Raw genomic sequence first — 26985 nt, forward strand, 5'->3', positions numbered from 1 at the left:
CTCGCCTGGCAGTTGCCAGGTAGCGCAGGGAGCAGTCATGAACAAAGCTTTTAGTATCGTCTGGAGCTTTACCCGCAATACGTTCGTCGTTGCCGATGAACATGCCAACCTGCACGGCAAGCGCAGTGGCGGCGCACTCAAGCTCGCAGGTGTAGTCCTTGCCCTGACGACAGCTGGAACAGTACAGGCTGTCCCGGCTATTTGCGGGGCTGGCAATAACACCATCAGCGGCAACGAATCCTACAGTTGTTATCTGTACGGCAATGACAGTCTGACCGTGAGCGAATCCGGCAGCATCACCACAGCCAATGAGTCAGCCGTTTTTAGCGATTCCGGTTTCGGCAGCATCAGCAATGCCGGGATCATCCGCAATACCGGCGGTACCTACTACCTGGACGGTTCCGGCATTTATCTAAAAGCCAGCGGCAGCAGCATCAGCAACCTGGCAGGCGCCACCATCGAGGGTTCCTTTGTCGGTATTACCCTGGATGGTCTGATGCAAACGGTGACGCTCGATAGCCTCAACAACGCCGGTACCATCACCGGAGGTACCGGTATCCTGGCGACCGGAGATGTGGGTATCAGCACCATCGTCAACAGCGGCACCATCAGCGGCATCGGTACTGATGGTGTCGGCATCGGTATTGATACCGGCACGACCATCGACTCAGTCAGCAACAGCGGCACCATCAATGGCACCCTGGCGGGCATTCAGGTCTATGACAGCGCCATCGGTGCCATCGATAACAGTGGCACCATCTCCGGAACTCAATACGCAATCAGCGACCTGAGTTTCAGTGGTATTTCCGCAATCAACATCACGGGCAATACTGCGCGCCTGGTGGGCGACGTTGATGCTGGGAACAGCCTGTTCACCCTCAAGTCAGGCGCAGTTTTCAGCAGTGAAAATGCCATCGCCGTCGACCGCTTTGTAATCGAGAACGGTGCCACTCTGAAGATGGGCGCAGGCCTCAGCACGTCCAGCACGATGGACGACGGCATCTTTGCCTTCAGCGGCTTCAGCAACGCGGGAACCCTTAGCCTGGCTGCTGGCGTCACCGGCACCATTTATGGCGACTACAATCAGGCCAGCAGCGGCGCCTTGAAGATTGGCGTGGCTGATGACAACTCCTACGGCAAGCTGGTGGTAGACGGCACCGCTACCTTGCTCAGCAATGCCAAGATCATGGTGGACGTCAGCAATCCCGGCTACTCCTTCACGGCCAGCACACTCAACGATGTACTCCTCGCCAACAACCTGATCAGTGACGGTACCTTTGCCGTCAGCGACAACTCCCTGCTCTTCAACTTCGGCGCAGTCAAGGACGGCAATACCGTCGATCTGACACTGGCCAAGGCCGAGACTGCCGGCGTGCTGGACAGCGTCATCAATACCGGCAACAACCCGGCACAAGAAGCGGCCCAGGTGCTCGATAACGTACTAGCCGAAGATCCGACTGGTGAGCTGGCGTCCAACTTCATCGGCCTGACCAGCGAGCAGGAGGTCTCCAACGCAGTCACCTCTACCATGCCCACTGTCGCCGGCAGCGCCACCAGTGCCACCAGCAGCACATTGGCCGGTATCAACCGGGTGATTCAGGCCCACCAGGACAGCAATCGCGGCCTGTCTTCGGGTGACGCCCTAAGCAACGGCAATCTTTGGATCAAGACCTTTGGTTCCTGGGCCGAGCAAAATGAACGTAGTGGTATCTCTGGCTACGACGCCAACACCAAGGGCCTGGCTATCGGTGCCGATACGGCCGTTTCCGAGACCACCCGGCTTGGCCTGGCATTCGCTTACGCACAGACCGACCTGGACAGCGACTCACGGGTTGCCCCGCAAAGCGCCCAGATCGATACGTTCCAACTGATTGGCTACGGCAGTTACGCCCTGAGTGCCGATACCGAGCTGAACTTCCAGCTGGACGCCGGGCAGAACCGCAACGAAAGCAAGCGCCACATGCCTTTCGCAGATGCCACTGCCCACGCCGACTACAACGGCTACAACGTCCATGCCGGCATTGGCATCGGTCACAACATGTACCTGTCCGAACAGTTGACCTTCGTGCCTTCGGCCCGCGCGGACTACACGTGGATAGGTACTGATTCGTATCATGAGAAAGGTGCTGGCGCTCTTGATCTGGACGTAGACAGCAACGACACCGAAGAGCTGTTGTTCAGCATCGACGGAAAACTCAACTACGCCTTGAGCGAAGCCACCCTGCTCAGTGCCAACCTCGGCGCCGGCTACGACGTGATCGACGAAAACGGCACAATCACGTCCACCTACGCTGGCGCACCCGGCGCCGCCTTCAGAACCCAAGGGCTGGATCTGGAGCCCTGGCTAGCCCGCGCCGGACTGGGTCTGATCCACACCCTGAGCGGAGGCACCGAAGTCAGCCTGCGTTACGATGCAGAGGCGCGTAGCGACTTCACCAACCAGGGTGCCTCAGTGAAAGCACGCTGGGCCTTCTGAGCACTGCGTCGCGACACAAAGGCCACGCCCAATGCCGTGGCCTTTGCGTGTTGGCGCTCAGCACCGATGAGCAAGATGAAACGACGGCGCGCACTACCTGATGAAACCCCGCTCCATCTGCAAACAGCTCGGTCAGCTGAGGTAGATATTCATCCATGCGCCTGAGCCCCCTATTCCTGCTGGCAGGAACACTACTGCTGGCAGCCTGCACCTCCTTTCCCAGCCCGGGCGAGCGGCACCAGCAAGCATCCATGCTCGCGCACCAACAGAACTGGCAGGCTCTGCAACTGCAGGGCGGTGCATTTCGCCTGCAGGCCTTTGCGCCTCAGACCAGAGGTGATGAGCTGACGATCTATCTGGAGGGTGATGGCTTTGCCTGGATCAGCGCTCGCCAACCTTCCAGTGACCCGACCCCTCTCGACCCGATTGCCCTGCGCCTGGCATTGGCGCAACCCCGAGGCAACGCTGCCTATCTGGGCCGCCCCTGCCAGTACCTGGATGCCTCTCGCCCACCCTGCCAAAGACGCTACTGGACTGACGCCCGCTTCGCCGAAGAAGTGGTACAGAGTCTTGATCAGGCTGTTGACCAATTGAAAGACCGAGCTGGCGCTCGACGTCTGGTGCTCATCGGCTACTCGGGCGGTGGAACCCTGACATTGCTCCTAGCGGCGCGGCGTCACGATGTGAAGCGCATCGTCACAATTGCCGGCAACCTCGATCATGCCGCCTGGACCCATCACCATCGAATCTCCGCCCTGAAAGGTTCATTAAACACTGCGGTCCTGCGTGCGCGTTTGGCGAATGTTGAACAGTTTCACCTGGTAGGAGCTGAAGATCGCATTGTTCCCCGTCAATTAACCGAAGCGTTCCTGGCGAGCTACCCTCCCGGCCACCGCGCGCAGCGCAAGGTAGTACGTGGCTATGATCATCGCTGCTGCTGGGCGCAAGACTGGCCTGCCCTTTGGGAGCATATCGAGGCCTGGCAGCCGGGCTCACAGGATTTCTAAACGACGATAGCGACGCAATTCGCCGATCTGCCCACCGAAGCGCGCGCCAGGGCCATGGCTGGTAAGCGCCACGCTGACTAGAGTCAAGACTCGCCTCCCATTCATGACATCCAAAGTGCGAGCCCCATGAGCCAAGCCGATCTGATTTCGCCCTTCCGCTTCCTGGCCCACCTGCCGCAGCACCTGCCGCGAGTGCCGCGCATGCTGCGCGGCCTTTACTACGCAGGCATTCGCAACCGCGAGAAGAACCTGTCGCTGGCCTGGGCCCTGCAGCGTGCAGCCGAACGCCACCCCGAGCGTCCGGCGCTGATGGATGAAAACCGCCAGCTCAGTTATCACGCGTTCAACGCCTGGGCCAATCGTCTGGCCTGGGCGTTCAAGGCCGAGGGAGTAAGCCATGGCGACGTGGTCGCGGTGATGCTGGAGAACCGCCTGGAACTGCTGGCGATCCTCGCCGCGTTGAGCAAACTCGGTGCGGTCGGCGCACTGATCAACACCACTCAGCGCGGCAAGGTGCTGGCGCACAGCTTCAACCTGGTCAAGCCCGGCTTCCTGGTGATAGGTGACGAACTGCATGGCGTCTTCGACGAAATAGCCGACCAGTTGCACACCCCATGCACTCGCCGCTACTGGATCGCTGACCAGGATTGCCTGAGCGATGCTGGCCAGGCGCCGGACGGCTGGCTCAACCTCATGCAACTGGCCGCCGCCCAGGCCGAGGACAACCCGCCGGACAGCCTGCGCGTGCGCATGAAGGACGCCTGCTTTCTGATCTACACCTCCGGCACTACCGGCCTGCCCAAGGCCTCGATCATGAGCCACGGCAAGTGGATCAAGGCCTATGGCGGCTTCGGCCACTCAGGCCTGACCCTGAGCGAGCGCGACGTGCTCTACCTGACCCTGCCCTGCTACCACAACAATGCCGTCACCGTATGCTGGAGCGCAGCGCTGGCCGGCGGTGCGGCCATCGCCCTGCGCCGCAGGTTTTCCGCCAGCGCCTTCTGGAGCGACGTGGCGCGCTACCAGGCTACCTGCTTCGGCTACATCGGCGAACTGTGCCGCTACCTGCTCAACCAGCCCGTGCACCCGGCGGAACAGGGCAACAGCCTGCGCTGCATGATCGGCAACGGCCTGCGCCCGTCGATCTGGAGCGATTTCAAGCAGCGCTTCGGCGTCGAGCAGATCACCGAGTTCTATGCCTCCAGCGAAGGCAACATCGGCTTCACCAACGTCTTCAACTTCGACAACACAGTCGGCTACACCCCCGCTACCTACGCCATCGTCCGCTACGACCTAGAGAATGATCGGCCGATCCGCGGCAACAAGGGCTATCTGCAGAAGGCCGACAAGGGCGAAGCCGGTCTGCTGATCAGCGAGATCAGCACCAAGTGGCCGTTCGATGGCTACACCGATCCGGCCAAGAGCGAGGCAGCGATCCTGCGCGACGTGTTCAAGAAGGGCGACGCCTGGTTCAACACCGGCGACCTGATGCGTGACATCGGCTGCAAGCACGCGCAGTTCGTCGACCGCCTCGGCGACACCTTCCGCTGGAAGGGCGAAAACGTTTCAACGACCGAGGTGGAGAACGTGCTCGGCGCCTTCCCAGGCGTGGAGGATGCGGTGGTTTACGGCGTGGAGATTCCCGGCACCAACGGCCGCTGCGGCATGGCTGCGCTGCGCCTGGCACAGGGCTTTGAGCTGGATGGTGCCGCGCTGGGCACCCACCTCGACGCACGATTGCCGGCCTACGCGGCGCCACTGTTCGTGCGTTTGCTCGGCGAAGTGGAGACCACCGGCACCTTCAAGTACAAGAAAGCGGATCTGAAGCAGGCCGGCTACGATCCGCGCCAGGTCGACGGCCCGCTGTTTGTACGCCTGCCGAGTTCGACGAGCTTCGAGCCGCTGGATGATGAGCTGCATGCGGCCATCGCACGGCAGGTCTATCGCTTCTGAGCGCAACCTACGCCCGAGAGGACTCGCCCCCAGGAGACCGCCAGCTCTGTAAATGCCTGCTGTCCAGGCGATGCCAATGCACGGCATCGCTCAGCTGTTCGGCCAGCAACCAGATATCACCAGTGCGAATCAGCATCTGTCGGGGTAACGCCAGCAGTGTCTCCATCACGACCAACTGCACCTGTTGCTCGACACCACTGACATGCAGGCCGGCAGCATCGAACGCCTCGAAGCATGGCATCGCAGCCAGAGGCTGGGTGTCGTGGCGCAGCGTGTGATCCTGAGTATCCAGCAGCAACAGGTGCCACTGTACAGTCACTTCGCCGATCACCCGACGACTCAACGCCAGATAACGGCCGTCCGCCGACCAGGCCATCGAGGGAGCGAGATCCGCCACGCCGCAACCGGAGGCGGTCAGGACGCACGCCCCACCTGGCAGCGCATTGCCTTCGCGCACATATCTGTCGAGTCCGAACAGCCAGGCAGCATCCCCAGCGCCGGGCGCAGCGAGCAGGTAATCACCCTGGGCACTGGCAGGCACAGGGCGCCATTGCAGACGCCAGTTGGGCAACAAACGCAACGACCAGGGATCGACCGCAATCTGCGTGATTCGATGATGCAAGCGGCCAAGCGCAACGAAGGCATCGGCCTGCTCTGCCGCCGGCGCCAGCGCCTCGAGATGCGGCAGGGGGCCGGTACCCATGGCACTGGCCCGTCTGCCGACTATCTGCTGCAGACGAATGACACCGTCCTCGAACGCCTCTAGCCTGGCGATTAGCAGCGGCTCATCGACCCTCAGCAGGCGCCGCGCCAAAACATCAGCCACAACCAGTTGATGAGGAATGGCGGGCGCCTCGGCAAAAGCGATCAAGGCCAGATAGCGCCCGCAGTCGGAAATACGGTGATCGAGACACCACAGCCCCGGCAACTGCCAGGCACCGATATGACAGGCAAAGGCATGGCGGCGACCATCACGGCTCTTGCGCAGCAGGGTCAGGCAGGGTTGCGCGTCGTCCGACATCGACGCTGGCTGCAGCGATGCAGTGCCAGCCCGCTCCCCTTCCAACTCGGTGCACAGTGTCAGACTCATAGATCGCTCAGCTTGCGGTCCATGCATCAGCGCATCGTAAAAGAGACGCCCTCCCTCCAGGCGCATGGGTGCGCCCCACTCCAGCAAGGGCTCGTCGACGAGCGACTGCCAGGGCTCTTCCAGCGGGCGCCAGCCGGAGGCTGATCGCCAAAGCCAGGAGGTGGTTTCTTCTACGGACTGGCTCTCGGCACGCGCGAAACAGACAAGCGACTGACCGTCATCGCTCCACAACACCGAAGCACCCTGTTCGAGCAACAGCCCGGTGGGCTGGTCATCCAACCAGAGACTAAAACCTGGCGCGCCTTGGCCGTCCACTGCGCTGAACGGCTCGCCACGAAGCACGTGACTGCCCCGCGGCGCATTGAAGGTCAAGCGGCCGCTGCCGTCGATTTGGCCTTGGCAACGGTGCCCAGGCGTCGGTGTGCCGACAACCACAGGCGGCTCGGTTGGCGCAGGTGAAGCAGCCGTTACTCGCGCGATGGGACGCGACCACTGATCGACTCCAACCTGAAGCTGCTCGCTCACCCGCCCATCAATGGCCCAGGCAAAGCCAGCTATGGTTCTGGCCAGCCAGGCGGTGCCATATTTGGGCAGGTAATCCGAACGGGAAGTCGGCTCCCAATCTACTTTTCTGCCATGAGATGACAAGGTGTGACGGTATCTGAAGTCTTTGCTGGTGAAGCCCAGAAACTGCATCCAGAAAAAAAGATGCACACCGCTAAAAAGCAGAGCGAACAGCCCAACGAAAAAGCCGAGGAAACCAGAAACCTCTCCCCAAAGATTAAAACTGAAGCCCAGAATCAGGCTCATCAGGGGTAACGGAAAGTGCTTGTAGAGTCCGGGATGCCCCGTAATAGCAACGACACCCAAAGCAATGATCGCCGCCTGAATAAGACCCAGTACCTGCTGCCATTGCAGGAGAATCCCCAGCGCAAGCGGAACGATAAAGCTCGCCAACGCGGCGACAATTGTTAACGCCGCAGGGCTGTCGTGCTCATCGGTATTGGCAGACATTCGGCACTCCTTTGCCAGTGATTCAGTTTGCAGGCCGCGATAATAACGGCACAGCACCCACGCGGACTTGCGCCAACCCGCAATCCCATTCATTCATGACCGCCAGGTACGGCAGTCGAGTCGGCTAGAATTACTGCTTGAACTCGAACTGCAGCTCAGCGCCTTCGATGGAGTCCCAGTAGTCGTCGACCCGTTCGTTGCTGATCAGTCGGCCACTGATCTGGAACGGGCTTTGAACTTCGGATTTCTCGCCAAACAGCGGTGGCAGAACCGGCGAGAGATCCTCGCGCGTTTCACTTTCCAGCGCCTGCTCGAACAGCTCCTGCGGCACGCTCAGATCCAACACCAGTTTCGACTCGGGCTCTGCCGGCTTGGGCTGTGGCGCTGCAGCAGGCTTGGGCTTGGCGGCGACGGGTGGTTTGGCGGGTGTAGCCACTGGTTTGGCCTCGACCGGCTCTGGCTTGGCAGCAGGCACCTTGGCCGGCGTCGCAACCACTGCCGGCTCTGGCTCGGGCTGCTGCGCAACAGGCTCCGGTTCACGCTCACAGGCGCTCAGCCAACCCAGGCACAGCAGTAGAAGAATGGACTTACGCATCATGGGACAAGATCAACTCGATCAGTAACGCGCCCATGCTCCTCCGCATGGGCGCGCCTGACAAGCCGACTTACACGACTTTTACTTCGGTGCCTGCGCGGCCAGGTGTGCAAGTTCGGCTTCGATATCCAGTTGCGGATAGTCGGCCTTCAGCTGCTCCAGCAGCCGCTGCGCCTCGTCCTGCTCGCCCGCCTTGCGCAGCTCCAGCAGACGCAGCAGCGCCTCGCGCGGCTCGCTCCGGACCACCAGCTCGGCCATGGGCGCCAGCGCAGCGCTACTGGCCATCGGTGCCTCAGCCCTATCGGCAGAGGGCGCCTGGCGTGCCATGGCCTGGCTTCTCATGCGTTCCTGCGGGGCAGCCACAGGCGCAACCGCCTCCTGCTCTGCCGCACGCTTGGCCGCCATCGGCGCCGGCGCGGCCGGGCTCATCGCAACGCTGGGCGGTACCGCATCGAACGCATCCGGCGTCTGCTCCAGCGTGCGCCAGGTCAGGCTGACACCGATCCCGACACAGGCCAGCCCAGCCACGGCCACCGACCAGCGCTGACGGCCACTACCGAACAGCCATTGGTGCAGGCGCTGCGCCCAGCCGGATTCAGCCTCGTCGGGCTGATGCGCTTCTCGGGCAGCCGCACTGGCCGCCGCCAGGATACGTGCATCCAGCTCGGCCGAGGGCTCGCCATTGCCATGGGCACGGAAATGCGCCAGCAGCGCCTGTTCGTGGTCCAGAGGTTCTCGTTCATGGGTCATGCGGACAACTCCTCGGTGGCCAGCAGCCGGCGCAATTTCTGCAAGGCGTAACGCAGACGGCTCTTGACCGTCTCGGCCGGCGTGCGGGTCAGCTCGGCAATCTCGTTCAGTTCCAGGTCGCCATGGGCGCGCAGCAGAAACACTTCGCGCTGATCTTCCGGCAAGTCGGCCAGCGCCGCCTGCAGCCGCTCACTGTCGCGACTCAGGCTCCACTGCTGCTCAGGGCCGGGCTTTGGATCGGCCTGGGCGTGCTGGCCTTCATCGTATTCGTCATGCCCGGCCTGATGACGGCCCGTCTTGCGCCAGTGGTCGATCAGGCGGTTGCGGGCGATCTGGTACAACCAAGTCTTGAACAGCACCGTCTCGCGCTGCTCGCTCTGACTGCGCACCAGGCTCATCCAGGTGTCCTGGAACACTTCCTCGGCCAGGGCGTGATCGCCACACAGGCCGAGCAGAAAGCGGAACAGGCCCAGACGATGGCGCTGGTAGAGCATGTTGAAAGCGGCGGCATCGCCGCGGCGGTAACGCCGCAATAAAGCGGCGTCGTCATCCGTGAGAGGTGCGTTCACTGCTGAGCTCGTGCAGGGGTTGAAGCCGAAGTGTGCAGGCTCTGGGCGATTTCGGCCAGTTGGATGAACTCGCCACGCAGGCCGAAGCGATCCTCGCCCTTGGCCGAGCGCGCCAGCGCGATGCTCTGCGCCAGATCGAAATCGCCGGTGTAGCGGCCGTCCTTGAGCTGCTGGGCGAATGCAGCCACCGCTGCGGCAAAGCGCAGATCCTCGCTGGCAGTCGCGACCGGCTTGGCATCGTTACGCACGATGGGCCGCTCCAGCAGACGGCTGACCGCCTCGCCTGTGGCCTTGTAGCGAATCCGCAGCCAGGCCAACTCGCCGCTCTTGCTCGCGGGCTTCGCACCAGCCTGATAACGCAAGGGCTCCAGCCAGCCTTTGGCGCCCGCCGGGACGATCTCGTAGAGCGCGGTGACGGTATGCCCGGCGCCGATATCACCGGCGTCGACCTTGTCATTACTGAAGTCCTCGCGCTTGAGTGCCCGGTTCTCGTAACCCAGCAGACGATACTCACTGATCTCGCTCGGATTGAACTCCAGTTGCAGCTTCACGTCGCTGGCCACGGTGGCGAGGGTGGAAGCGAGCTGATCCACCAGCACCTTGCGCGCTTCGCGCAAATTATCGATGTAGGCGTAATTGCCGTTGCCGGCGTCGGCCAACTGCTCCATCAGGCGCTCGTTGTAGTTGTCCACGCCAAAGCCAAGGGTGGTCAGCGAGACACCTGTCTTGCGCTTGTCGGCCGCCATTTGCTTGAGGCTATCGAAGTCGCTGATGCCCACATTGAAGTCGCCATCGGTGGCCAGCAGGATGCGATTGATGCCGCCATCGATCAGGTGCTTGCTCGCCTGCTGGTAGGCCAGCTGGATACCCGACTCCCCCGCCGTCGAACCGCCAGCGTTCAGTTGATCGATGGCAGCGCGGATCTTCGCCTTGTCGCTGCCGGGCGTGGAGTCCAGCACCACCTGGCTGTCACCGGCATAGGTAACCAGCGAGACGCGATCCTGTGGGCGAAGCTGATCGACCAGCAGCTTCAACGTGCCCTGCACCATCGGCAGGCCTTCTCGGCGATGCATGGAACCGGACACGTCGACGAGGAATACCAGATTGGCCGGCGGCAGTTCCTCGACACTGCGATCCGACGCCTTGATGGCAATGCGCAGCAGGCGCGTCTGCGCGTTCCACGGCGTCACCGCCAGTTCGGTGCTGACACCGAAGGGCGCGTCGCCCTGAGGCAGCGGATAGGTGTAAGGGAAGTAGTTGACCAGCTCCTCCAGGCGCACGGCATCCTTCGGTGGCAGTTGCCCGCCATTGAGAAAGCGCCGCACGTTGGCGTAGCTGCCGGTATCGACATCGATGCTGAAGGTGGACACAGGCGTCTCGGCGACAGCGAATACCGGATTATCGGCATAGGCCTGGTACTGCTCGCGCGATTCGTCACGGTAGCCCGGAGGCAGGACATCGGCGATGGGAGACGGTGCGTAAGCCAGGGTCGATATGCGCTTCTGGCTGGCTGCTGCAGGCATCTCGGCTGCTACAGGTACAGCCAGACGTTCACGGACGAGTGTCGCCGCTGGCTCCGAGCTGGTCTGGGCTTCCGGCTCCGGACCAGAGGCACTACAGGCGGCGAGCAGCAGCAAGGTGCTCGCGGAAAAACCGACGGCGAACGGACGAACAAGTAATGAGGAATAAGCGAACATGATGCACCTCCTGAGCAATGGCACGAGACCTTCGCTCAGGTAGACGCAGCCCCTCGATGAAACGGGTTAACCCAGGACGTACTTTCTCAGCCCTCCCAGGAACCGCCCCCCTCCTGGCACAGCTGCGTGGCCAGCATGCCCAGGGTCATCAGCGCCCTCTCCGCCTCACGGTTCCACGGAATGCCGCAGTTGAGCCGCACGCAATGATTGAACTGCTCGGTGTTGCTGAAGATCAGCCCCGGCGCGATCGAGATGCCCTGCTGCAGCGCACGCACGTGCAGATCCTTGGTGTTGACCCGCGCAGGCAGGCTGACCCAGAGGATGAAGCCGCCCTTGGGCCGGGTCATCTGCGTGCCGATCGGGAAATACTGCTGCACCGCCAACTGGAAGGCGTTGAGATTCTTGCGATATTCCTGACGGATATGCCGCAGGTGACGATCGTAACCACCATTTTCCAGATAAGCCGCTACCGCCATCTGGGTGACGCTACACGCCGAATGGGTGGAAAAGGTCTGCAGCCGCTGAATCTCGTCCTGATACTTGCCAGCGACGATCCAGCCAATGCGCACACCTGGCGACAGCGTCTTGGAGAAGCTCGAGCAATAAATCACCCGGCTGTCGCGATCATGTGACTTCAGCGCCTTGGTCGGCCCCTGCTCGAACATCAGCTCGCCATAGATATCGTCCTCTACGATCTGGAAATCATAATCGCCAGCCAGGCGCAACAACTGACGCTGACGCTCCTCGGGAATAGTGCCGCCCAGCGGGTTGGACAACCGCGCAGTCAGCACCAGCGCTTTGATCGGCCACTGGTTGGCCGCCAGTTGCAGCGCTTCGAGGCTGATGCCGGTAGTGGGATCACAGGGAATCTCGATGACCTTGAGGCCCAGCAGATCGGCCAGTTGCAGCAGGCCGTAATAGGTTGGCGACTCCACCGCGATCAGATCGCCCGGCTTGGTCAGTACGCGCAGGCTCATCTGCAGCGCATCGACGCAACCGTGAGTGATCACCACCTCGGACGGATCGACCACCACGCCGGCATCGCGCATGCGGATCGCCACCTGGCGGCGCAGCGGCTCGAAGCCGGGGCTGAACATGTAGCTGAACGCACGCGGGCTGTGAAAACGGGTGACCTTGGCCAACTGCTGGTGCAGCGCACGCACCGGCAGGTAATCGACATGCGGCACCGCGGCGCCCAGCGGGAACACGCCTTCACGACGCGACTCGGTGAGCACCTGATTGATGATGCTGGCGCGGGTGACCAGGCCTGGCCGCTCGACCTTGGCGATATCCGGCGTCGGCGCGGTCAGTGCTGGCGTCTGGTGGACGTAGAAGCCGGACTGCGGGCGCGCACGAATCAACCCCTGATCTTCAAGGTTGGCGTACGCCTGCAAAACCGTGGCATGGCTGACATTGAGCTGCGCACTCATCTTGCGCACCGAAGGCACGCGCTCGCCGGGCTGGTAGACACCGCGACGAATATCTTCGGCCAACTGCTGGGCGATGCGTTGATAGAGCAGCAGATTGGTCATAGCGGTATCCTCCGGGTCACTGGAGCATAACAGTAACCTATTGCTACACAATTGTACCGGCACAGATGCTATCTGTTTTTCTGGTACGGCATAACTTGCCGAAATCGCGCAGCGCCGTAGCCATTTTCAGCGCACAAAAAACCCCGGACTCTGCCGGGGTTTGGTCAGGTATTTCGCTCAGCGCTCGGCGCCGAGCTGGCCTCTCTCGTCGGAGAAGACGATCTCCACCCGCCGATTCTGTGCCCGACCACGCGCCGAAGCGTTTTCCGCTACGGGGAAGTCGACGCCGTAACCGGCCACCTGAATACGCTTGGCATCCACACCCAGGTCCACCAGCAGATCGGCTACAGCCTGTGCGCGTGCACGCGACAGTTCAAGATTCTCGGTAGCATCACCGGTATTGTCGGTGTAGCCCTCGATCCGCACGCGGCGCTGCGGATTGATCTGCAGGAACTGCACGAGTTTGAGCACCGTCCGGTTGGCTGCCGGCTGCAGCTCGGCACGACCGGCGTCGAACAGCATATCGCCCAGAGTCATGACCAGGCCGCGCTCTGTCTCGTTGGTGGCGAGGCTGACCATCTGCTCCTCCAGCCAGCCATTGTGCTGCTGCACGCTCATCAGCTTGGCCTCGCGCAAGGTCAGTTGCAGGCGCTGGCGCTCCAGCTCGAGCTTGGCTGCGCGCTCCTGGTTGAGGCTGATATCGCTGTGCTGTCGGGCGATCGCGGCATAGCGCTGGCTGAGGTAAGCGTAATGACGGACATCATCGCCACTGCCCCAGTAACTGGACAGACGTTCGGCACGGGCCAGCGACTCACCTGCGCGAATCACGTCCTTGGGTGCGGCGCGCAGCACACCGGGATCTTCCTTGACTGACTGGAAGCTCAGACGCGCCTCTTCCAGGGCCTGCTCGCTCGCCAACTGACTGGAGGCACAACCACTCAACAGCGCAGCGACCAGCATCAGGCCGCCCAGGTGATCAAAACCCTTCATCACATGGCTCCCAGTTGCTGGCGCAGACGGCCGATGCGGTGATTGAGCTCGGTCAGCTGTTCCCGCCCTTTGCCACTGAGGTACTCGGCCTCGGCCAGACGCGCATCCAACTCAGCCTGCTCGGCCAGCAGGCGCGCCTGCTTGTTTTCACCGTCCTGCATGGCCGCCTGTGCCTGGGCGAACTTGTCTTCAGCCTGGCGCAGTGACTCGGACTGCTGGCTAACCACACCCAGGGATTTGGTCTGCGCCAACGCCTGTTCGGTCAGCCGTATCTGCTCGATGGGAGCAGGATCGCTCGCGCAGGCCGTCAGGCCCAGCGCCAGCAGCAAGGGAAGGGTTCGATTGATCACGAAAATTTCCTACTGAGTGACGTCGCCAACCGGATCGGGCTGCATCTGCTGCGCCTTCCAAAGTTCCAGGTTGCGTTGCAGGAACTGCTCAGGCAGGCCAGCGGCGACCATTTCTGTCATCTTTCGCGCCAGTTGGCCGCGTAGCCAAGGCTCATTGCATGCCGAATTGTGCGACAGGGTTAAGTAGAGGCCTTCGCTGGAAATCGGCGGGTCCAGCACCTCCAGATCATCGTCCATACCCAGCGTCTCGGCGAGCGCCAAGCCGGGGTAGCGCTCGTAGAGCACGTAGTCGGTGCGGCCAAGCAGCAACTTCTGGAAAGCCTGGGTCAGGCTGGAGACGCCCTCGAGCTTCAGGTTCTGTTTGGCGAAGGTATCGAACTGCTGGCCAAAACTGTTGCCCACCAGGGTGTCGCCGGTATGTCCCTGCAAGTCGATCCAGCTGCCATAGGGAAATGCTTCGCCCTTGCGCACCCAGACCACGCTGGGCGTATAAAAGAACGCCGGGTGCACGTAATCCATGTGTTCCAGCCGCGGCAGAGTAATGAACGCCCCTGCAATCAGATCGACACGCCCGGTACGCACTTCATCCTGCGCTCGCGACCAGGGCCCGGTGTAGATCACATCAACCACTACGCCGAGCTCCTTTGCCAGGTGCTTGAGCAGATCGGCATTGGCGCCAATCAACTGCTGCGGGTTCTGTGGATCACGCCAAAGATAGGGGGGATATTCCGGGTTACCGGTCGCCACCAGGCGCTCGCATTTACCAACCGCCAGGGCCGCAGTCGGCATAACGACCAAGGCACACCACAGCAACAGCGACTTAAACAGACAACGCTCAGGCATTGGCTACTCTCGGTTTATGCGTTGATTGGCAGGATGAGCTTGGCACCCCGGCATCCTCTGTGTTCATGCTAGCTTAGTGGCGCCGCCGGAATAGCTCGCGATAAGGACGCGCCATGAAAAAACTGCTGCTCGCTTTGCTGCTACTGCTTCTCGCCGCCTCAGCAACGCTGTATTTCTTTCCCGACACTCAGTTGACCAGCCTGCGCCTGATAGAACAACAGCGCGCCGGGCTCAGTCACGAGCGGCTATCTGTCCGTAATCTTAACATCCATTACTACCAGGGAGGACCGGCGAGTGGCGAAACGCTGGTGTTGCTCCACGGCTTCGCTGCAGACAAGGATAACTGGCTGCGTTTTTCTCGCCACCTGACCAAGGACTATCGCGTCATCGCACTGGACTTGCCCGGCTTCGGCGACAGCGACCTGCCCCCTGGCAGCTACGATGTCGGCACCCAGGCGGAACGCCTGGCGGGTATTCTCGATGCCTTGGGCATCCAGCAAGCTCATGTGTTGGGCAATTCGATGGGGGGACACATCGCCGCACTCTTCGCAGCACGCTACCCGGATCGCGTTCGCTCGCTGGCGCTATTGGCCAACGCAGGAATCGACAGCCCGCACAAGAGCGAACTGTATCGATTGCTGACCAGTGGTGCGCCCAACCCACTGGTGGTCAAGCAGCCGCAGGATTTCGACAATCTGCTGCAATTCATTTTCGTCGAGCCACCCTATCTGCCCGAGTCGCTCAAGCGATATCTGGGCGAGCGCTCCATGGCCAAGGCTGCGCACTATGAACAGGTATTCAAGCAGCTGGTAGAGCGCAACATCCCATTGGAGCCCGAACTGGCAAAAATCCAGGCGCCCACTCTGCTGCTCTGGGGCAAGCAGGACCGGGTGCTGGACGTATCCAGCATCGAGGTCATGCAACCACTGCTACGCAAACCCAGCGTGGTGATCATGGAGAACGTCGGTCACGCCCCCATGCTCGAACGCCCCAAAGAAAGCGCCCTGCTCTACCGGCAGTTTCTGGAAGGCCTGAAGTGATGATTGCGCACTGGATGTGCAGGCAATAAAAAACCCGCTCACCAGAGCGGGTTTTTCGTTGCAGGAAAAGCGGCTTAGACCGACTTCTCCAGCTCCGGTACGGCTTCGAACAGGTCGGCGACCAGACCGTAGTCGGCAACCTGGAAGATCGGCGCCTCTTCGTCCTTGTTGATCGCAACGATGACCTTGGAGTCCTTCATGCCGGCCAGGTGCTGGATCGCGCCGGAGATACCGACGGCGATGTACAGCTGCGGCGCAACGATCTTGCCGGTCTGGCCAACCTGCATGTCGTTCGGCACGAAGCCGGCGTCGACGGCAGCGCGGGAAGCGCCGACGGCAGCGCCCAGCTTGTCGGCCAGGGCGTACAGGTGCTTGAAGTTGTCGCCATTGCCCATACCACGGCCGCCGGAAACGACGATCTTGGCAGCGGTCAGTTCCGGACGGTCGGACTTGGCCAGCTCTTCACCCACGAAGGCGGACTTGCCGGCATCGGCCGGGCCGGATACGGCTTCAACAGCGGCAGAACCGCCTTCGGCAGCAGCAGCGTCAAAACCGGTGCTACGTACGGTGATCACCTTGATGGCAGCCGAGGACTGCACGGTCGCGATGGCGTTACCGGCATAGATCGGACGCTTGAAGGTGTCGGCGCTTTCGACGGCGATGATCTCGGAGATCTGGTCGACGTCCAGAGCAGCGGCGACGCGCGGCAGGATGTTCTTGCCGTTGCTGGTGGCGGCAGCCAGGATGTGGCTGTAGCTTTTGCCCAGCTCGGCTACCAGCGGAGCGACGTTCTCCGGCAGTTGGTTGGCATAGGCAGCGTTGTCGGCAACCAGGACCTTGGCCACGCCGGCGATCTTGGCAGCGGCTTCGGCAGCAGCGCCAGCGTTGGCACCGGCTACCAGAACGTGAATGTCGCCACCGATCTTCTGCGCAGCAGCAACGGTGTTCAGGGTCGCGGCAGCCAGAGCGGCATTGGTGTGTTCAGCGATAACCAGGATAGTCATTTAGATTACCTTCGCCTCGTTCTTCAGTTTCTCGACCAGTTCAGCCACGGACTTGACCTTGATGCCAGCGCTGCGAGCAGCAGGCGCTTCGACTTTCAGGGTCTTGACGGTGGAGGCGGTGGAAACACCCAGCGCGTCCGGGGTAACGGTTTCCAGCGGCTTCTTCTTGGCCTTCATGATGTTCGGCAGCGACGCATAGCGCGGCTCGTTCAGACGCAGGTCGGTGGTGACAATCGCCGGCAGGTTCAGCGCAACGGTCTGCAGACCGCCATCGATCTCACGGGTGACATTGACCTTGTCGCCAGAAACTTCGACCTTGGAGGCGAAGGTGCCTTGGCCGAAGCCAGTCAGGGCGCCCAGCATCTGGCCGGTCTGGTTGTTGTCGCTGTCGATGGCCTGCTTGCCCATGATCACCAACTGCGGCTGCTCCTTGTCGACCACTGCCTTGAGCAGCTTGGCCACGGCCAGGGAGTTCAGCTCGTCATTGGATTCAACCAGGATGGCGCGGTCGGCACCCAGAGCCAGCGCGGTGCGCAGTTGCTCCTGAGCGGTAGCCGGGCCGATGGAGACGACGACGATTTCGCTCGCCACGCCTTTCTCCTTCAGGCGTACGGCTTCTTCCACGGCGATTTCGCAGAAGGGGTTCATGGACATCTTGACGTTGGCGAGGTCGACGCCGCTGTTGTCCGCCTTGACGCGAACCTTGACGTTGTAGTCAACCACTCGTTTGACAGCTACAAGAACCTTCATGGATTCCTCGTTACTCTCCGGTGAATAAGAATGTCGCCAAGGCGAGCCTGGCCGGTGATGCAAAATCAGCCGCAACCAACCTTTCAGCTCAGACGGCGAGCGCAAAACCGCCCGTATCTTGACCCCGCGGCCTGGCCTGGTCAATACAGCGAACTGGCCGGTCATCCGCGATGTAGTACGATTCTAACAGGCCTACAGAAAATTCAAACAAACGTTTGTATTGGCCCACTGAGAGGGTGTAGATATAATGCCCACGCCGTGCTTAGGGAGCGAGCCGCGCCCTCCAACATAAAATATCGAAGAGCCTTGAGTAGGAGATAGCCTGTGGAACGCGAATTTATGGAGTTCGACGTCGTCATCGTCGGCGCCGGCCCGTCCGGACTGTCCGCCGCCTGCCGACTGAAGCAGAAAGCCGCTGAAGCGGGTCAGGAGATCAGCGTCTGCGTGGTCGAGAAAGGCTCCGAAGTTGGCGCTCACATCCTCTCTGGCGCGGTATTCGAACCGCGCGCCCTGAATGAACTCTTCCCCGACTGGAAAGAACTTGGCGCCCCGCTCAATACCCCGGTCAAGCGCGATGACATCTACCTGCTGCGCGACGCTGACAAGGCTACCCGAATTCCTGACTTCTTTGTGCCAAAAACCATGCACAACGAAGGCAATTACATCATTTCCCTGGGCAACCTGTGCCGCTGGCTGGCCCAGCAGGCCGAGAATCTGGGCGTCGAGATCTACCCAGGCTTCGCCGCTCAGGAAGCGCTGATCGACGAGAATGGCGTGGTACGCGGCATCGTCACCGGTGATCTGGGTGTCGACCGTGAAGGCAACCCCAAGGAAGGCTACTACACCCCCGGCATGGAACTGCGTGCCAAGTACACCCTGTTCGCCGAAGGCTGCCGTGGCCACATCGGCAAGCAACTGATCAAGCAATACAACCTCGACAGCGAAGCCGACGCCCAGCATTACGGCATCGGCATCAAGGAAATCTGGGACATCGACCCGGCCAAGCATGAACAAGGCCTGGTGGTGCACACCGCTGGCTGGCCGATGGACATCATGGGCACCGAAAATACCGGTGGCTCCTTCCTCTATCACCTGGAGAACAACCAGGTGGTAGTCGGCCTGATCATCGATCTGTCCTATTCCAACCCGCATCTGTCGCCGTTCGACGAGTTCCAGCGCTACAAGCACCACCCGGTGATTGCCCAGTACCTGGAAGGTGGCAAGCGTGTTGCGTACGGTGCTCGCGCCATCTGCAAGGGCGGTCTGAATTCGCTGCCGAAGATGGTCTTCCCGGGCGGCGCCCTGATCGGCTGTGACCTTGGCACCCTGAACTTTGCCAAGATCAAAGGTAGCCACACCGCGATGAAGTCCGGCATGCTCGCTGCCGACGCCATTGCCGAAGCACTGGCAGCCGGCCGTGAAGGCGGCGATGAGCTGAGCAACTATGTCGATGGCTTCAAGACCAGCTGGCTGTACGACGAACTGTTCCGTAGCCGTAACTTCGGCGCAGCCATCCACAAATACGGCGCCATCGTCGGCGGCGGCATCAACTGGCTGGACCAGAACATCTTTGGCGGCAAGGCCCCCTTCACCCTCCACGACAACAAGCCGGATTACGCCTGCCTGAAGCCGGCCGCAGAGTGCGCGAAGATCGCCTACCCGAAACCGGACGGCAAACTGAGCTTCGACAAACTGAGCTCGGTGTTCCTCTCCAACACCAACCACGAAGAAGAGCAGCCCTGCCACCTGAAGCTCACCGACCCGAGCATTCCGCTGGCGAAGAATCTGCCGCTATATGACGAACCGGCGCAGCGTTACTGCCCGGCCGGCGTGTACGAAGTGGTGACGCAGGAAGACGGCGAGAAGAAGTTCCAGATCAACGCGCAGAACTGCGTGCACTGCAAGACCTGCGACATCAAGGACCCGGCCCAGAACATCACCTGGGTTGCGCCGGAAGGCACCGGTGGCCCGAATTACCCCAACATGTAATTCGTGCCACACGTGAAAAAGGCTCCTTCGGGAGCCTTTTTCGTTTCTGTCGAATTCGTAGGAGCGAGCTCTGCCCGCGAAGGTTTCAAGACCACGTTCTGCGAGCAGAGCTCGCTCCCACAGGCATTCAATCCTGATAGATCATCTTGCGGCTCATGCCGCCGTCGATGACGAACTCCTGCCCGGTGACGAAACCGGCCGCATCGGAGAGCAGCCAGGCGACCTGCGCCGCGACATCTTCCACCGTACCGACACGGCCGACCGGATGTTGCGCATGATCGAACACCGACAGCGGCTCCAGGCGCTGCTGCGACGGGTCGCGAGAGTCGATCCAGCCTGGACTGACGCAGTTGACGCGCACCTCCGGGCCCAGGCTGATTGACAGCGCGTGAGTGAGCGCGACAAGACCGCCCTTGCTCGCGGCATACGCCTCACAATCAGCCTCGGACTGGCTGGCGCGGGTGGAGGCGATATTGACGATGGCGCCGCGATGCCCACGCAAATATGGCGCACAGTGCTTGGCCAGCAGCATGGCGCCGGTCAGGTTGACCGCCAGCAGGCGATTCCAGCGCTTGAGGTCGAGCGACTCCAGCGGCGGCGTGTGCGGATCGGATATAGCCGCATTGCACACCAACGCATCGAGACGCCCGAACTGGCCTAGCACCTCGGCGACACCGACGCTGACCTGATCCTCCTTGGCCACATCCATGGCCACGAACCAGGCGTTATTACCCAAAGCACGTGCCACTCTGGAGCCACGCTCGCGGTCGACGTCGGCCAACACCACCTGCCAACCCTCGGTGATCAGCCAGGCACTGATACCCAGGCCGATGCCACGTGCGGCACCGGTGACCAGCGCGACACGCCCGTTGTTGGGCGTGTCATTCGTGCCCCACTCCAGCATGCTCAGAGCGCAGCCAGGCCGCGCGCCAGATCCGCCTTGAGGTCTTCCAGCTCTTCCAGGCCCACAGCGACGCGGATCAGGTTGTCGCGAATGCCTGCGTTAGCGCGCTCCTGCGGAGTCAGGCGACCATGGGAGGTGGTAGCCGGATGGGCAACGGTGGTCTTGGTATCGCCGAGGTTGGTGGTGATCGAGATGACACGAGTGCCATCGATCACTTTCCAGGCGGCATCACGGCCGCCCTTGACCTCGAAACTGACCACGGCACCGAAGGCACTCTGCTGCTTTTTTGCCAGCTCATGCTGCGGATGGCTGGCTAGCCCCGCGTAATGCACGCGCTCGACCTGCGGCTGTTGCTCGAGCCACAACGCCAGCTGCAGCGCACTTTCACTCTGTGCACGCATACGGATGCGCAGGGTTTCCAGGCCCTTGACGAACATCCAGGCATTGAACGGGCTCAGGGTGGGTCCTGCGGTACGCAGGAAACCGACCACTTCCTTCATCTGCTCGCTACGCCCCGCCACCACACCGCCCAGGCCACGGCCCTGGCCGTCGATGTACTTGGTCGCCGAGTGCATGACGATATCGGCACCGAGCTTCAGCGGCTGTTGCAGGGCCGGGGTGCAGAAGCAGTTGTCCACCGCCAGCAGCGCGCCGCGCGCGTGAGCGATTTCGGCAAGCGCGGCGATATCTACCAGCTCGGCCAGCGGGTTGGATGGCGACTCGACGAACAACAACTTGGTATTGGGTTTGAACGCGCCCTGCCAGGCATCGAGATCGGCCAGCGGCACGTAATCGACCTCGATGCCGAAGCGCTTGAGGTACTTCTCGAACAGACTGATGGTGGAGCCGAACACACTGCGCGACACCAGCACATGGTCACCGCCACTGCACAGGCTCATGACGATGGCGAGGATCGCCGACATGCCGGAGGCAGTCGCCACCGCCTGCTCGGCGCCTTCCAGCGCGGCGATGCGCTCCTCGAAGGTGCGCACGGTGGGGTTGGTATAACGCGAATAGACGTTGCCCGGCACCTCACCAGCAAAGCGTGCAGCGGCATCGGCAGCGGTACGGAACACGTAACTGGATGTCAGGTACAACGCTTCGCCATGCTCGCCCTCGGGCGAACGGTGCTGGCCAGCACGCACCGCCAGGGTGTCGAAGCCTACGCCATCCAGGTCGCTGTCGAGCCTGCCGGCATCCCATTCCTGTGTCATATCGCTACCTCAAGCAATGTAGCCCGGATGCAATCCGGGAAATCCTTTGTGATATCCCCCGGACTGCATCCGGGCTACGGACCGGGCAGGACCGCTGCCCTGCCCGCTCGAATCAGTTGTTATACAGATCGATGATCGCGCTGACGGCCTGCGATTTGACCTTGCTGGCATCGTTGCGCGCCTGCTCGATCTTGTCCAGGTAGGCTTCGTCGACGTCGCCGGTGACGTACTTGCCGTCGAACACCGCGCAGTCGAAGTTGTCGATCTTGATCTTCTTGCTGCCACTGACCGCCTCGATCAAGTCCGGCAGATCCTGGTAGATCAGCCAGTCGGCACCGATCAGCTCGCAGACCTCTTCAGTGGTCCGGCCGTGCGCGATCAGCTCATGGGCGCTAGGCATATCGATGCCGTAGACGTTCGGGTAACGTACCGCCGGGGCTGCCGAGCAGAAGTAGACGTTCTTCGCGCCAGCCTCGCGGGCCATCTGAATGATCTGCTTGCAGGTGGTGCCACGCACGATGGAGTCGTCCACCAGCATCACGTTCTTGCCGCGGAACTCCAACTCGATGGCGTTGAGCTTCTGCCGTACGGATTTCTTGCGTGCCGCCTGGCCGGGCATGATGAAGGTGCGGCCGATGTAGCGGTTCTTGACGAAACCTTCGCGGAATTTCACGCCCAGATGATTGGCCAGCTCCAGCGCCGCCGTACGGCTGGTGTCGGGAATCGGGATGACCACGTCGATGTCATGATCCGGACGCTCACGGAGAATCTTGTCGGCCAGCTTCTCGCCCATACGCAGACGCGCCTTGTACACCGAGATACCGTCCATGATCGAGTCCGGGCGCGCCAGGTAAACGTGCTCGAAGATGCAGGGCGCGTACTGCGGGTTGGCCGCGCACTGACGGGTGAACAGCTTGCCCTCTTCGGTGATGTAGACCGCCTCGCCCGGCGCCAGGTCGCGGATCAGGGTGAAGCCGAGTACGTCCAGCGATACGCTCTCGGACGCGATCATGTACTCGACGCCCTCATCGGTATGGCGCTGGCCGAAGACGATCGGGCGAATGCCGTTGGGATCACGGAAGCCGACGATGCCATAACCGGTGATCATCGCCACGACAGCGTATCCACCCAGGCAGCGCTCGTGCACGTGGGTAACGGCGGCGAACACATCTTCTTCGGTCGGCTGCAGCTTGCCGCGCTGGGCAAGCTCATGGGCAAACACGTTGAGCAGCACTTCCGAATCGGAATTGGTGTTCACGTGACGCAGATCGGACTCGTAGATTTCCTTGGCCAACTGCTCGACGTTGGTCAGGTTACCGTTGTGCGCCAGGGTGATGCCGTAAGGCGAGTTGACGTAGAACGGCTGAGCTTCGGCCGAGCTGGAGCTACCAGCAGTCGGGTAGCGCACATGGCCGATGCCCATATGACCGACCAGGCGCTGCATATGCCGCTGCTGGAACACGTCACGTACCAGACCATTGTCCTTGCGCAGGAACAGGCGGCCATCATGGCTGGTGACAATACCGGCAGCATCCTGGCCGCGGTGCTGGAGGACGGTGAGCCCGTCATACAGCGCCTGATTGACGTTCGATTTACCGACGATACCGACGATGCCACACATGTGCCACGACCCCTGCTAGATAGTTCAGGCTAATTCAGCGACCGGCGCAGCGGTTACTCCGCGCAGGCCACTCTTTTAAAGCAGATCAGCTGGGTGAGCCGACCCACCGGTAAACCACTGATCGGACCACCCCAGAATGAGGTTCTTCGACCAGTCGGCGACCATCAGAAAATGCGGCACCAGCTGTGACTGTTGCCACCACGTATCCTGTTCCACGGGTGCCAGGCTGATCAGCCCGACCAGCAGCACCACCAACAAACCACCACGCGCGGCGCCGAATACCATGCCGAGAAAACGGTCGGTACCGGACAGGCCAGTCACACGGATCAGTTCGCCAATGAGGAAATTGACCAGAGCGCCCACCAGCAAGGTGGCGATGAAGAGAATGGCACAGGCTGCAATGACCCGCGCGGAAGGCGTTTCGATAAATTCGACGAGATGCTGGGCCAGTGCGCCACCGAACATCCAGGCGACCACACCTGCGATGATCCAGGTCAGCAGCGACAGGGCTTCCTTGACGAAGCCGCGCTTCAGACTGATCAAACTAGAAATGGCGATGACGGCGATGATCGCCCAATCGACCCAGGTGAATACCACGGTGCGGCCTACCAGCGGAAAAGGCGGAGCATTTTAGCAGAGCCCGGCGCATCGGGTAACCAGGCGCTGCAAAGTCCTTCGCTTGCTTAACCCGCTTCTGGCTGGAAGCGCACGACAAAACCGCTGAGTTTGTGTTGGCGGTTGAGCTGATCACGCAGGCGCTCGGCCTCGGCGCGCTCGATCAACGGACCAACGAACACCCGGTTCATGCCGTCGAAGGCGCGGATGTAGGCGTTGTAGCCCTGACTGCGCAGCGTTTTCTGCAAATTTTCCGCTCCGGTGCGACTGGATAGACTGGCCAACTGCACCGACCAACTGATCGGCAGGCTGTTGGCGTCCAGGCGTCCTTCCGGCTTGGCAGGAGCAGTGCTCACCGCCTGTTCGGTCTTGACCGGATCGGGCTTGCTCTGCTGCGCGACAGGCGGCGGGGTCGGCTTGGGCTGCTCAGGCACCTCGACGATCTGAGGCTCCACCTCTTCGACGGGAACCGGCTCCTGCGGCAACTCCTCGGGCTCGACGACCTCGGCAGGCTGCACGATGATCTCGGCAGCAGCCGGCGCTTGCGGCATGGCCGGCGCATCCACTACCACGCGGCGCATCTCATCCTCGCGCGACAGCAGCATAGGCAGGAAAATCACCGCCAGCGCCACCAGCACCAGAGCACCGACCATGCGCTGCTTGAGCCCACTGTCCAGCATTGCCATCCCCAATCCCCTTATCAAGCCGGGCGGGCCAGCCAATCCAGGGCCTCGGCCACGCAGAAAAACGATCCGAACAACAGTATCTCGTCACCCTCTGCCGCCTGCTCGCACTGCGCATCGAGCGCGGTACGCACATCCGGGTACTGCACCACCGCCGCGCCCTGCCCCCGCAGGTGCTCGGCCAGGTCATCGGCAGAGCGTGAACGCGGCGTATCCAGCGGCGCCACGGCCCAACCAGAAACCAGACTCAGCAGTGGCGACACCACGCCGGGCAGAGCCTTGTCGGCCAACAAACCGAACACCGCCCAGCGCTGCCCGGCCAGCGGGCGACTCTCCAGGCGCTGCGCCAGATAATCGGCGGCATGAGGATTATGCCCAACATCGAGCAACAGTGTGAGTGACTTGCCTCGCCAATCCAGCGCGCGACGATCCAGACGCCCGGTTACCCGCGTGGCGAGCAGGGCCTCAACGATCTGCTGGTGATTCCACGGCAGCGGCAGAAGCGCATAGGCCTGCAACGCCAGCGCCGCGTTTTCCATTGGCAGATCAAGAAGCGGCAGCTGCTCGAGTCGCAGTACCTGGCCTTTTACGTCAAGGCCATACCAGGACCAGTCCTGCGCTTGCACGCTTAGGTCATAGTCACGACTGCGCAGGAACAGCGGCGTATCCAACGTGACTGCTTGCTGCAGCAATGGCAGCGGAGGGTCGAGGTCACCACACAACGCAGGCATGCCGGCGCGCATGATCCCGGCCTTTTCGAAGGCGACCGATTCACGGGTATCGCCCAGCCAGTCGGCGTGATCCAGCCCGATGCTGGTGATCAGCGCCAGATCGGCATCGACCAGATTCACCGCATCCAGGCGCCCGCCGAGGCCAACTTCGAGCACCACGGCATCCAGCTGAGCACGCTCGAACAGCCAGAAGGCCGCCAGCGTACCCATCTCGAAATAGGTCAGGGAGATCTCGCCACGCGCGGCTTCGACCGCCGCAAAAGCCTGGCACAACTCTTCGTCGCTGGCTTCTCGCCCCTGCACAAGCACACGTTCGTTGTAACGCAGTAGGTGCGGTGAACTGTAGACACCGACGCGCTGCCCCTGGGCGGCGATCAGACTGGCGAGAAAGGCGCAGGTAGAGCCCTTGCCATTGGTACCGGTGACGGTAACCACCAATGGCGCAGGCTTGCCCAGGCCGAGCCGCTGCGCCACCTCACGCGAGCGCTCCAGGCCCATGTCGATGGCCGAAGGATGCAACTGCTCGAGATAGGCGAGCCACTCGCCCAGGCTACGTTCGGTCATGCAGTGGCCGGCAGGGAAACCGGAGAGGGACGATTCATCATTTGCGCAAGCAGACGAGCCAGGCGCGGACGCAGCTCATCGCGCGAAATGATCATGTCGATGGCACCATGCTCGATGAGGAACTCACTACGCTGGAAGCCTTCCGGCAGTTTCTCGCGGACGGTCTGCTCGATCACGCGCGGGCCGGCGAAACCGATCAGCGCCTTCGGCTCGGCCACGATGACATCTCCAAGCATTGCCAGGCTGGCGGAAACACCACCGTAGACCGGGTCAGTCAGCACGGAGATGAACGGCAGGCCTTCTTCACGCAGACGCGCCAGGGCGGCGGAAGTCTTGGCCATCTGCATCAGCGAGATCAGCGCTTCCTGCATGCGCGCACCGCCCGAAGCGGAGAAGCACACCAGCGGGCAGCGTTTTTCCAGTGCAACATTGGCCGCCTGGACGAAACGCTCACCGACGATGGCGCCCATGGAGCCACCCATGAAGGAGAACTCGAACGCGCAAACGGCGATCGGCATACCTTCGAGGGTGCCGCTCATTGAGATCAGGGCGTCCTTCTCGCCGGTCTGCTTCTGCGCACCAGCCAGACGATCCTTGTACTTCTTGCTGTCGCGAAATTTCAGGCGGTCGACCGGTTCCAGATCAGCACCGATCTCCTCGCGGCCGTCGGCATCGAGGAAGATGTCGATACGCGCACGAGCGCCGATACGCATGTGGTGATTGCACTTGGGACAGACGTCGAGCGTCTTTTCCAGCTCAGGACGGTAGAGCACGGCATCACAGGACGGACATTTGTGCCACAGGCCCTCGGGCACAGAGCTCTTCTTCACCTCGGAACGCATGATCGAGGGAATGAGTTTGTCTACCAACCAGTTGCTCATGCTGTCATTTCTCCATAACCGTTGGTTCGGATGAACGTCTCATCGTGAAACGCCCATCTCCAGCAATTCTTTTCTGCCGCACCCGGCGCCCGTCGAAACGAGCCCATGGCGGCGTGACAGGCT

General features: G+C 61.7%; 23 protein-coding genes. 5 read left to right on the plus strand and 18 right to left on the minus strand.

What is annotated here, in order from left to right:
* Positions 1-37 precede the first annotated feature (37 nt).
* From GV002_RS00870 to GV002_RS00880, 3 genes are all read left to right on the plus strand, one after another.
* A complete protein-coding gene (locus tag GV002_RS00870) occupies positions 38-2476 on the plus strand; it encodes an autotransporter domain-containing protein (protein WP_160016948.1) in 2439 nt (812 codons plus the stop codon).
* 155 nt (positions 2477-2631) lie between these two features.
* Entirely contained in the window at positions 2632-3483 is an 852-nt protein-coding gene (locus GV002_RS00875) for an alpha/beta hydrolase (RefSeq protein ID WP_256667009.1), read from the plus strand.
* Between the two features lie 126 nt (positions 3484-3609).
* Entirely contained in the window at positions 3610-5436 is a 1827-nt protein-coding gene (locus GV002_RS00880) for a long-chain-acyl-CoA synthetase (protein WP_160016631.1), read from the plus strand.
* A gap of 7 nt (positions 5437-5443) precedes the next feature.
* Here GV002_RS00880 and GV002_RS00885 read toward each other — a convergent pair whose 3' ends face one another.
* From GV002_RS00885 to GV002_RS00925, 9 genes are all read right to left on the minus strand, one after another.
* Positions 5444-7540, minus strand: a complete 2097-nt coding sequence (locus GV002_RS00885; RefSeq protein ID WP_160016632.1) for a hypothetical protein — start codon at positions 7538-7540, stop codon at positions 5444-5446.
* A gap of 130 nt (positions 7541-7670) precedes the next feature.
* Complete coding sequence (locus tag GV002_RS00890) at positions 7671-8138, minus strand: hypothetical protein (protein ID WP_160016633.1); 468 nt, start codon at positions 8136-8138, stop codon at positions 7671-7673.
* A gap of 78 nt (positions 8139-8216) precedes the next feature.
* Positions 8217-8885, minus strand: a complete 669-nt coding sequence (locus GV002_RS00895) for a hypothetical protein (protein ID WP_160016634.1) — start codon at positions 8883-8885, stop codon at positions 8217-8219.
* Complete coding sequence (locus GV002_RS00900) at positions 8882-9454, minus strand: RNA polymerase sigma factor (RefSeq protein WP_160016636.1); 573 nt, start codon at positions 9452-9454, stop codon at positions 8882-8884. Before GV002_RS00900 ends, GV002_RS00895 begins: the two co-directional genes overlap by 4 nt.
* A complete protein-coding gene (locus GV002_RS00905; RefSeq protein WP_160016637.1) occupies positions 9451-11151 on the minus strand; it encodes a vWA domain-containing protein in 1701 nt (566 codons plus the stop codon). Before GV002_RS00905 ends, GV002_RS00900 begins: the two co-directional genes overlap by 4 nt.
* Before the next feature lie 86 nt (positions 11152-11237).
* Positions 11238-12683, minus strand: a complete 1446-nt coding sequence (locus tag GV002_RS00910) for a PLP-dependent aminotransferase family protein (protein ID WP_160016639.1) — start codon at positions 12681-12683, stop codon at positions 11238-11240.
* A 177-nt stretch (positions 12684-12860) separates the two neighbouring features.
* Positions 12861-13673, minus strand: a complete 813-nt coding sequence (locus tag GV002_RS00915; RefSeq protein ID WP_160016640.1) for an OmpA family protein — start codon at positions 13671-13673, stop codon at positions 12861-12863.
* Positions 13673-14023: a DUF4398 domain-containing protein gene (locus GV002_RS00920; protein WP_160016641.1), complete on the minus strand. Its 351-nt coding sequence runs from the start codon at positions 14021-14023 to the stop codon at positions 13673-13675. The genes GV002_RS00915 and GV002_RS00920 overlap by 1 nt, the downstream gene beginning before the upstream one ends.
* Positions 14024-14032: 9 nt before the next feature.
* Positions 14033-14866 (minus strand): substrate-binding periplasmic protein, encoded by an 834-nt coding sequence (locus GV002_RS00925; protein ID WP_160016642.1) that lies wholly within the window; start codon positions 14864-14866, stop codon positions 14033-14035.
* A gap of 113 nt (positions 14867-14979) precedes the next feature.
* On the opposite strand from GV002_RS00925, the gene GV002_RS00930 reads away from it, so the two are divergent.
* Positions 14980-15906, plus strand: a complete 927-nt coding sequence (locus GV002_RS00930) for an alpha/beta fold hydrolase (RefSeq protein ID WP_160016644.1) — start codon at positions 14980-14982, stop codon at positions 15904-15906.
* Between the two features lie 74 nt (positions 15907-15980).
* Here GV002_RS00930 and GV002_RS00935 read toward each other — a convergent pair whose 3' ends face one another.
* Both GV002_RS00935 and GV002_RS00940 read right to left on the minus strand, forming a co-directional pair.
* Complete coding sequence (locus tag GV002_RS00935; RefSeq protein WP_160016646.1) at positions 15981-16910, minus strand: electron transfer flavoprotein subunit alpha/FixB family protein; 930 nt, start codon at positions 16908-16910, stop codon at positions 15981-15983.
* Positions 16911-17660: an electron transfer flavoprotein subunit beta/FixA family protein gene (locus GV002_RS00940; RefSeq protein ID WP_160016648.1), complete on the minus strand. Its 750-nt coding sequence runs from the start codon at positions 17658-17660 to the stop codon at positions 16911-16913.
* Positions 17661-17984: 324 nt separating this feature from the next.
* Here GV002_RS00940 and GV002_RS00945 point away from each other — a divergent pair, with 324 nt between their 5' ends.
* Positions 17985-19649: an electron transfer flavoprotein-ubiquinone oxidoreductase gene (locus GV002_RS00945; protein ID WP_160016650.1), complete on the plus strand. Its 1665-nt coding sequence runs from the start codon at positions 17985-17987 to the stop codon at positions 19647-19649.
* A gap of 127 nt (positions 19650-19776) precedes the next feature.
* Here the strand turns inward: GV002_RS00945 and GV002_RS00950 are convergent, their stop codons facing one another.
* From GV002_RS00950 to accD, 7 genes are all read right to left on the minus strand, one after another.
* A complete protein-coding gene (locus GV002_RS00950) occupies positions 19777-20553 on the minus strand; it encodes an SDR family oxidoreductase (RefSeq protein WP_160016651.1) in 777 nt (258 codons plus the stop codon).
* A 2-nt stretch (positions 20554-20555) separates the two neighbouring features.
* A complete protein-coding gene (locus tag GV002_RS00955) occupies positions 20556-21767 on the minus strand; it encodes an O-succinylhomoserine sulfhydrylase (protein ID WP_160016652.1) in 1212 nt (403 codons plus the stop codon).
* Positions 21768-21879: 112 nt separating this feature from the next.
* A complete protein-coding gene (gene purF / locus GV002_RS00960) occupies positions 21880-23388 on the minus strand; it encodes an amidophosphoribosyltransferase (RefSeq protein ID WP_160016653.1) in 1509 nt (502 codons plus the stop codon).
* Positions 23389-23463: 75 nt separating this feature from the next.
* Positions 23464-23985 (minus strand): CvpA family protein, encoded by a 522-nt coding sequence (locus tag GV002_RS00965; RefSeq protein WP_003461125.1) that lies wholly within the window; start codon positions 23983-23985, stop codon positions 23464-23466.
* Positions 23986-24071: 86 nt separating this feature from the next.
* Complete coding sequence (locus GV002_RS00970; RefSeq protein WP_160016654.1) at positions 24072-24689, minus strand: SPOR domain-containing protein; 618 nt, start codon at positions 24687-24689, stop codon at positions 24072-24074.
* A gap of 14 nt (positions 24690-24703) precedes the next feature.
* A complete protein-coding gene (gene folC / locus GV002_RS00975) occupies positions 24704-25981 on the minus strand; it encodes a bifunctional tetrahydrofolate synthase/dihydrofolate synthase (protein ID WP_160016655.1) in 1278 nt (425 codons plus the stop codon).
* On the minus strand, positions 25978-26862 hold the full coding sequence (gene accD / locus GV002_RS00980; protein WP_160016657.1) for an acetyl-CoA carboxylase, carboxyltransferase subunit beta: 885 nt from the start codon (positions 26860-26862) through the stop codon (positions 25978-25980). The genes folC and accD overlap by 4 nt, the downstream gene beginning before the upstream one ends.
* Positions 26863-26985: the final 123 nt, after the last annotated feature.

It is taken from the genome of Pseudomonas sp. 8O (genome assembly GCF_902506495.1).
Taxonomy (GTDB): domain Bacteria; phylum Pseudomonadota; class Gammaproteobacteria; order Pseudomonadales; family Pseudomonadaceae; genus Aquipseudomonas; species Aquipseudomonas chaetocerotis.

What these genes read in the sequence shown, in the direction of transcription:
- GV002_RS00890 (WP_160016633.1), bottom strand. Translation starts at nt 8,138, where the DNA reads ATGATGCGTAAGTCCATTCTTCTACTGCTGTGCCTGGGTTGGCTGAGC.
- folC (WP_160016655.1), bottom strand. Translation starts at nt 25,981, where the DNA reads ATGACCGAACGTAGCCTGGGCGAGTGGCTCGCCTATCTCGAGCAGTTG.
- GV002_RS00870 (WP_160016948.1), top strand. Translation starts at nt 38, where the DNA reads ATGAACAAAGCTTTTAGTATCGTCTGGAGCTTTACCCGCAATACGTTC.
- GV002_RS00880 (WP_160016631.1), top strand. Translation starts at nt 3,610, where the DNA reads ATGAGCCAAGCCGATCTGATTTCGCCCTTCCGCTTCCTGGCCCACCTG.
- GV002_RS00875 (WP_256667009.1), top strand. Translation starts at nt 2,632, where the DNA reads ATGCGCCTGAGCCCCCTATTCCTGCTGGCAGGAACACTACTGCTGGCA.
- purF (WP_160016653.1), bottom strand. Translation starts at nt 23,388, where the DNA reads ATGTGTGGCATCGTCGGTATCGTCGGTAAATCGAACGTCAATCAGGCG.
- GV002_RS00905 (WP_160016637.1), bottom strand. Translation starts at nt 11,151, where the DNA reads ATGTTCGCTTATTCCTCATTACTTGTTCGTCCGTTCGCCGTCGGTTTT.
- GV002_RS00970 (WP_160016654.1), bottom strand. Translation starts at nt 24,689, where the DNA reads ATGGCAATGCTGGACAGTGGGCTCAAGCAGCGCATGGTCGGTGCTCTG.
- GV002_RS00935 (WP_160016646.1), bottom strand. Translation starts at nt 16,910, where the DNA reads ATGACTATCCTGGTTATCGCTGAACACACCAATGCCGCTCTGGCTGCC.
- GV002_RS00940 (WP_160016648.1), bottom strand. Translation starts at nt 17,660, where the DNA reads ATGAAGGTTCTTGTAGCTGTCAAACGAGTGGTTGACTACAACGTCAAG.
- GV002_RS00915 (WP_160016640.1), bottom strand. Translation starts at nt 13,673, where the DNA reads ATGAAGGGTTTTGATCACCTGGGCGGCCTGATGCTGGTCGCTGCGCTG.
- GV002_RS00950 (WP_160016651.1), bottom strand. Translation starts at nt 20,553, where the DNA reads ATGCTGGAGTGGGGCACGAATGACACGCCCAACAACGGGCGTGTCGCG.
- GV002_RS00930 (WP_160016644.1), top strand. Translation starts at nt 14,980, where the DNA reads ATGAAAAAACTGCTGCTCGCTTTGCTGCTACTGCTTCTCGCCGCCTCA.
- GV002_RS00910 (WP_160016639.1), bottom strand. Translation starts at nt 12,683, where the DNA reads ATGACCAATCTGCTGCTCTATCAACGCATCGCCCAGCAGTTGGCCGAA.
- accD (WP_160016657.1), bottom strand. Translation starts at nt 26,862, where the DNA reads ATGAGCAACTGGTTGGTAGACAAACTCATTCCCTCGATCATGCGTTCC.
- GV002_RS00895 (WP_160016634.1), bottom strand. Translation starts at nt 8,885, where the DNA reads ATGACCCATGAACGAGAACCTCTGGACCACGAACAGGCGCTGCTGGCG.
- GV002_RS00885 (WP_160016632.1), bottom strand. Translation starts at nt 7,540, where the DNA reads ATGTCTGCCAATACCGATGAGCACGACAGCCCTGCGGCGTTAACAATT.
- GV002_RS00925 (WP_160016642.1), bottom strand. Translation starts at nt 14,866, where the DNA reads ATGCCTGAGCGTTGTCTGTTTAAGTCGCTGTTGCTGTGGTGTGCCTTG.
- GV002_RS00955 (WP_160016652.1), bottom strand. Translation starts at nt 21,767, where the DNA reads ATGACACAGGAATGGGATGCCGGCAGGCTCGACAGCGACCTGGATGGC.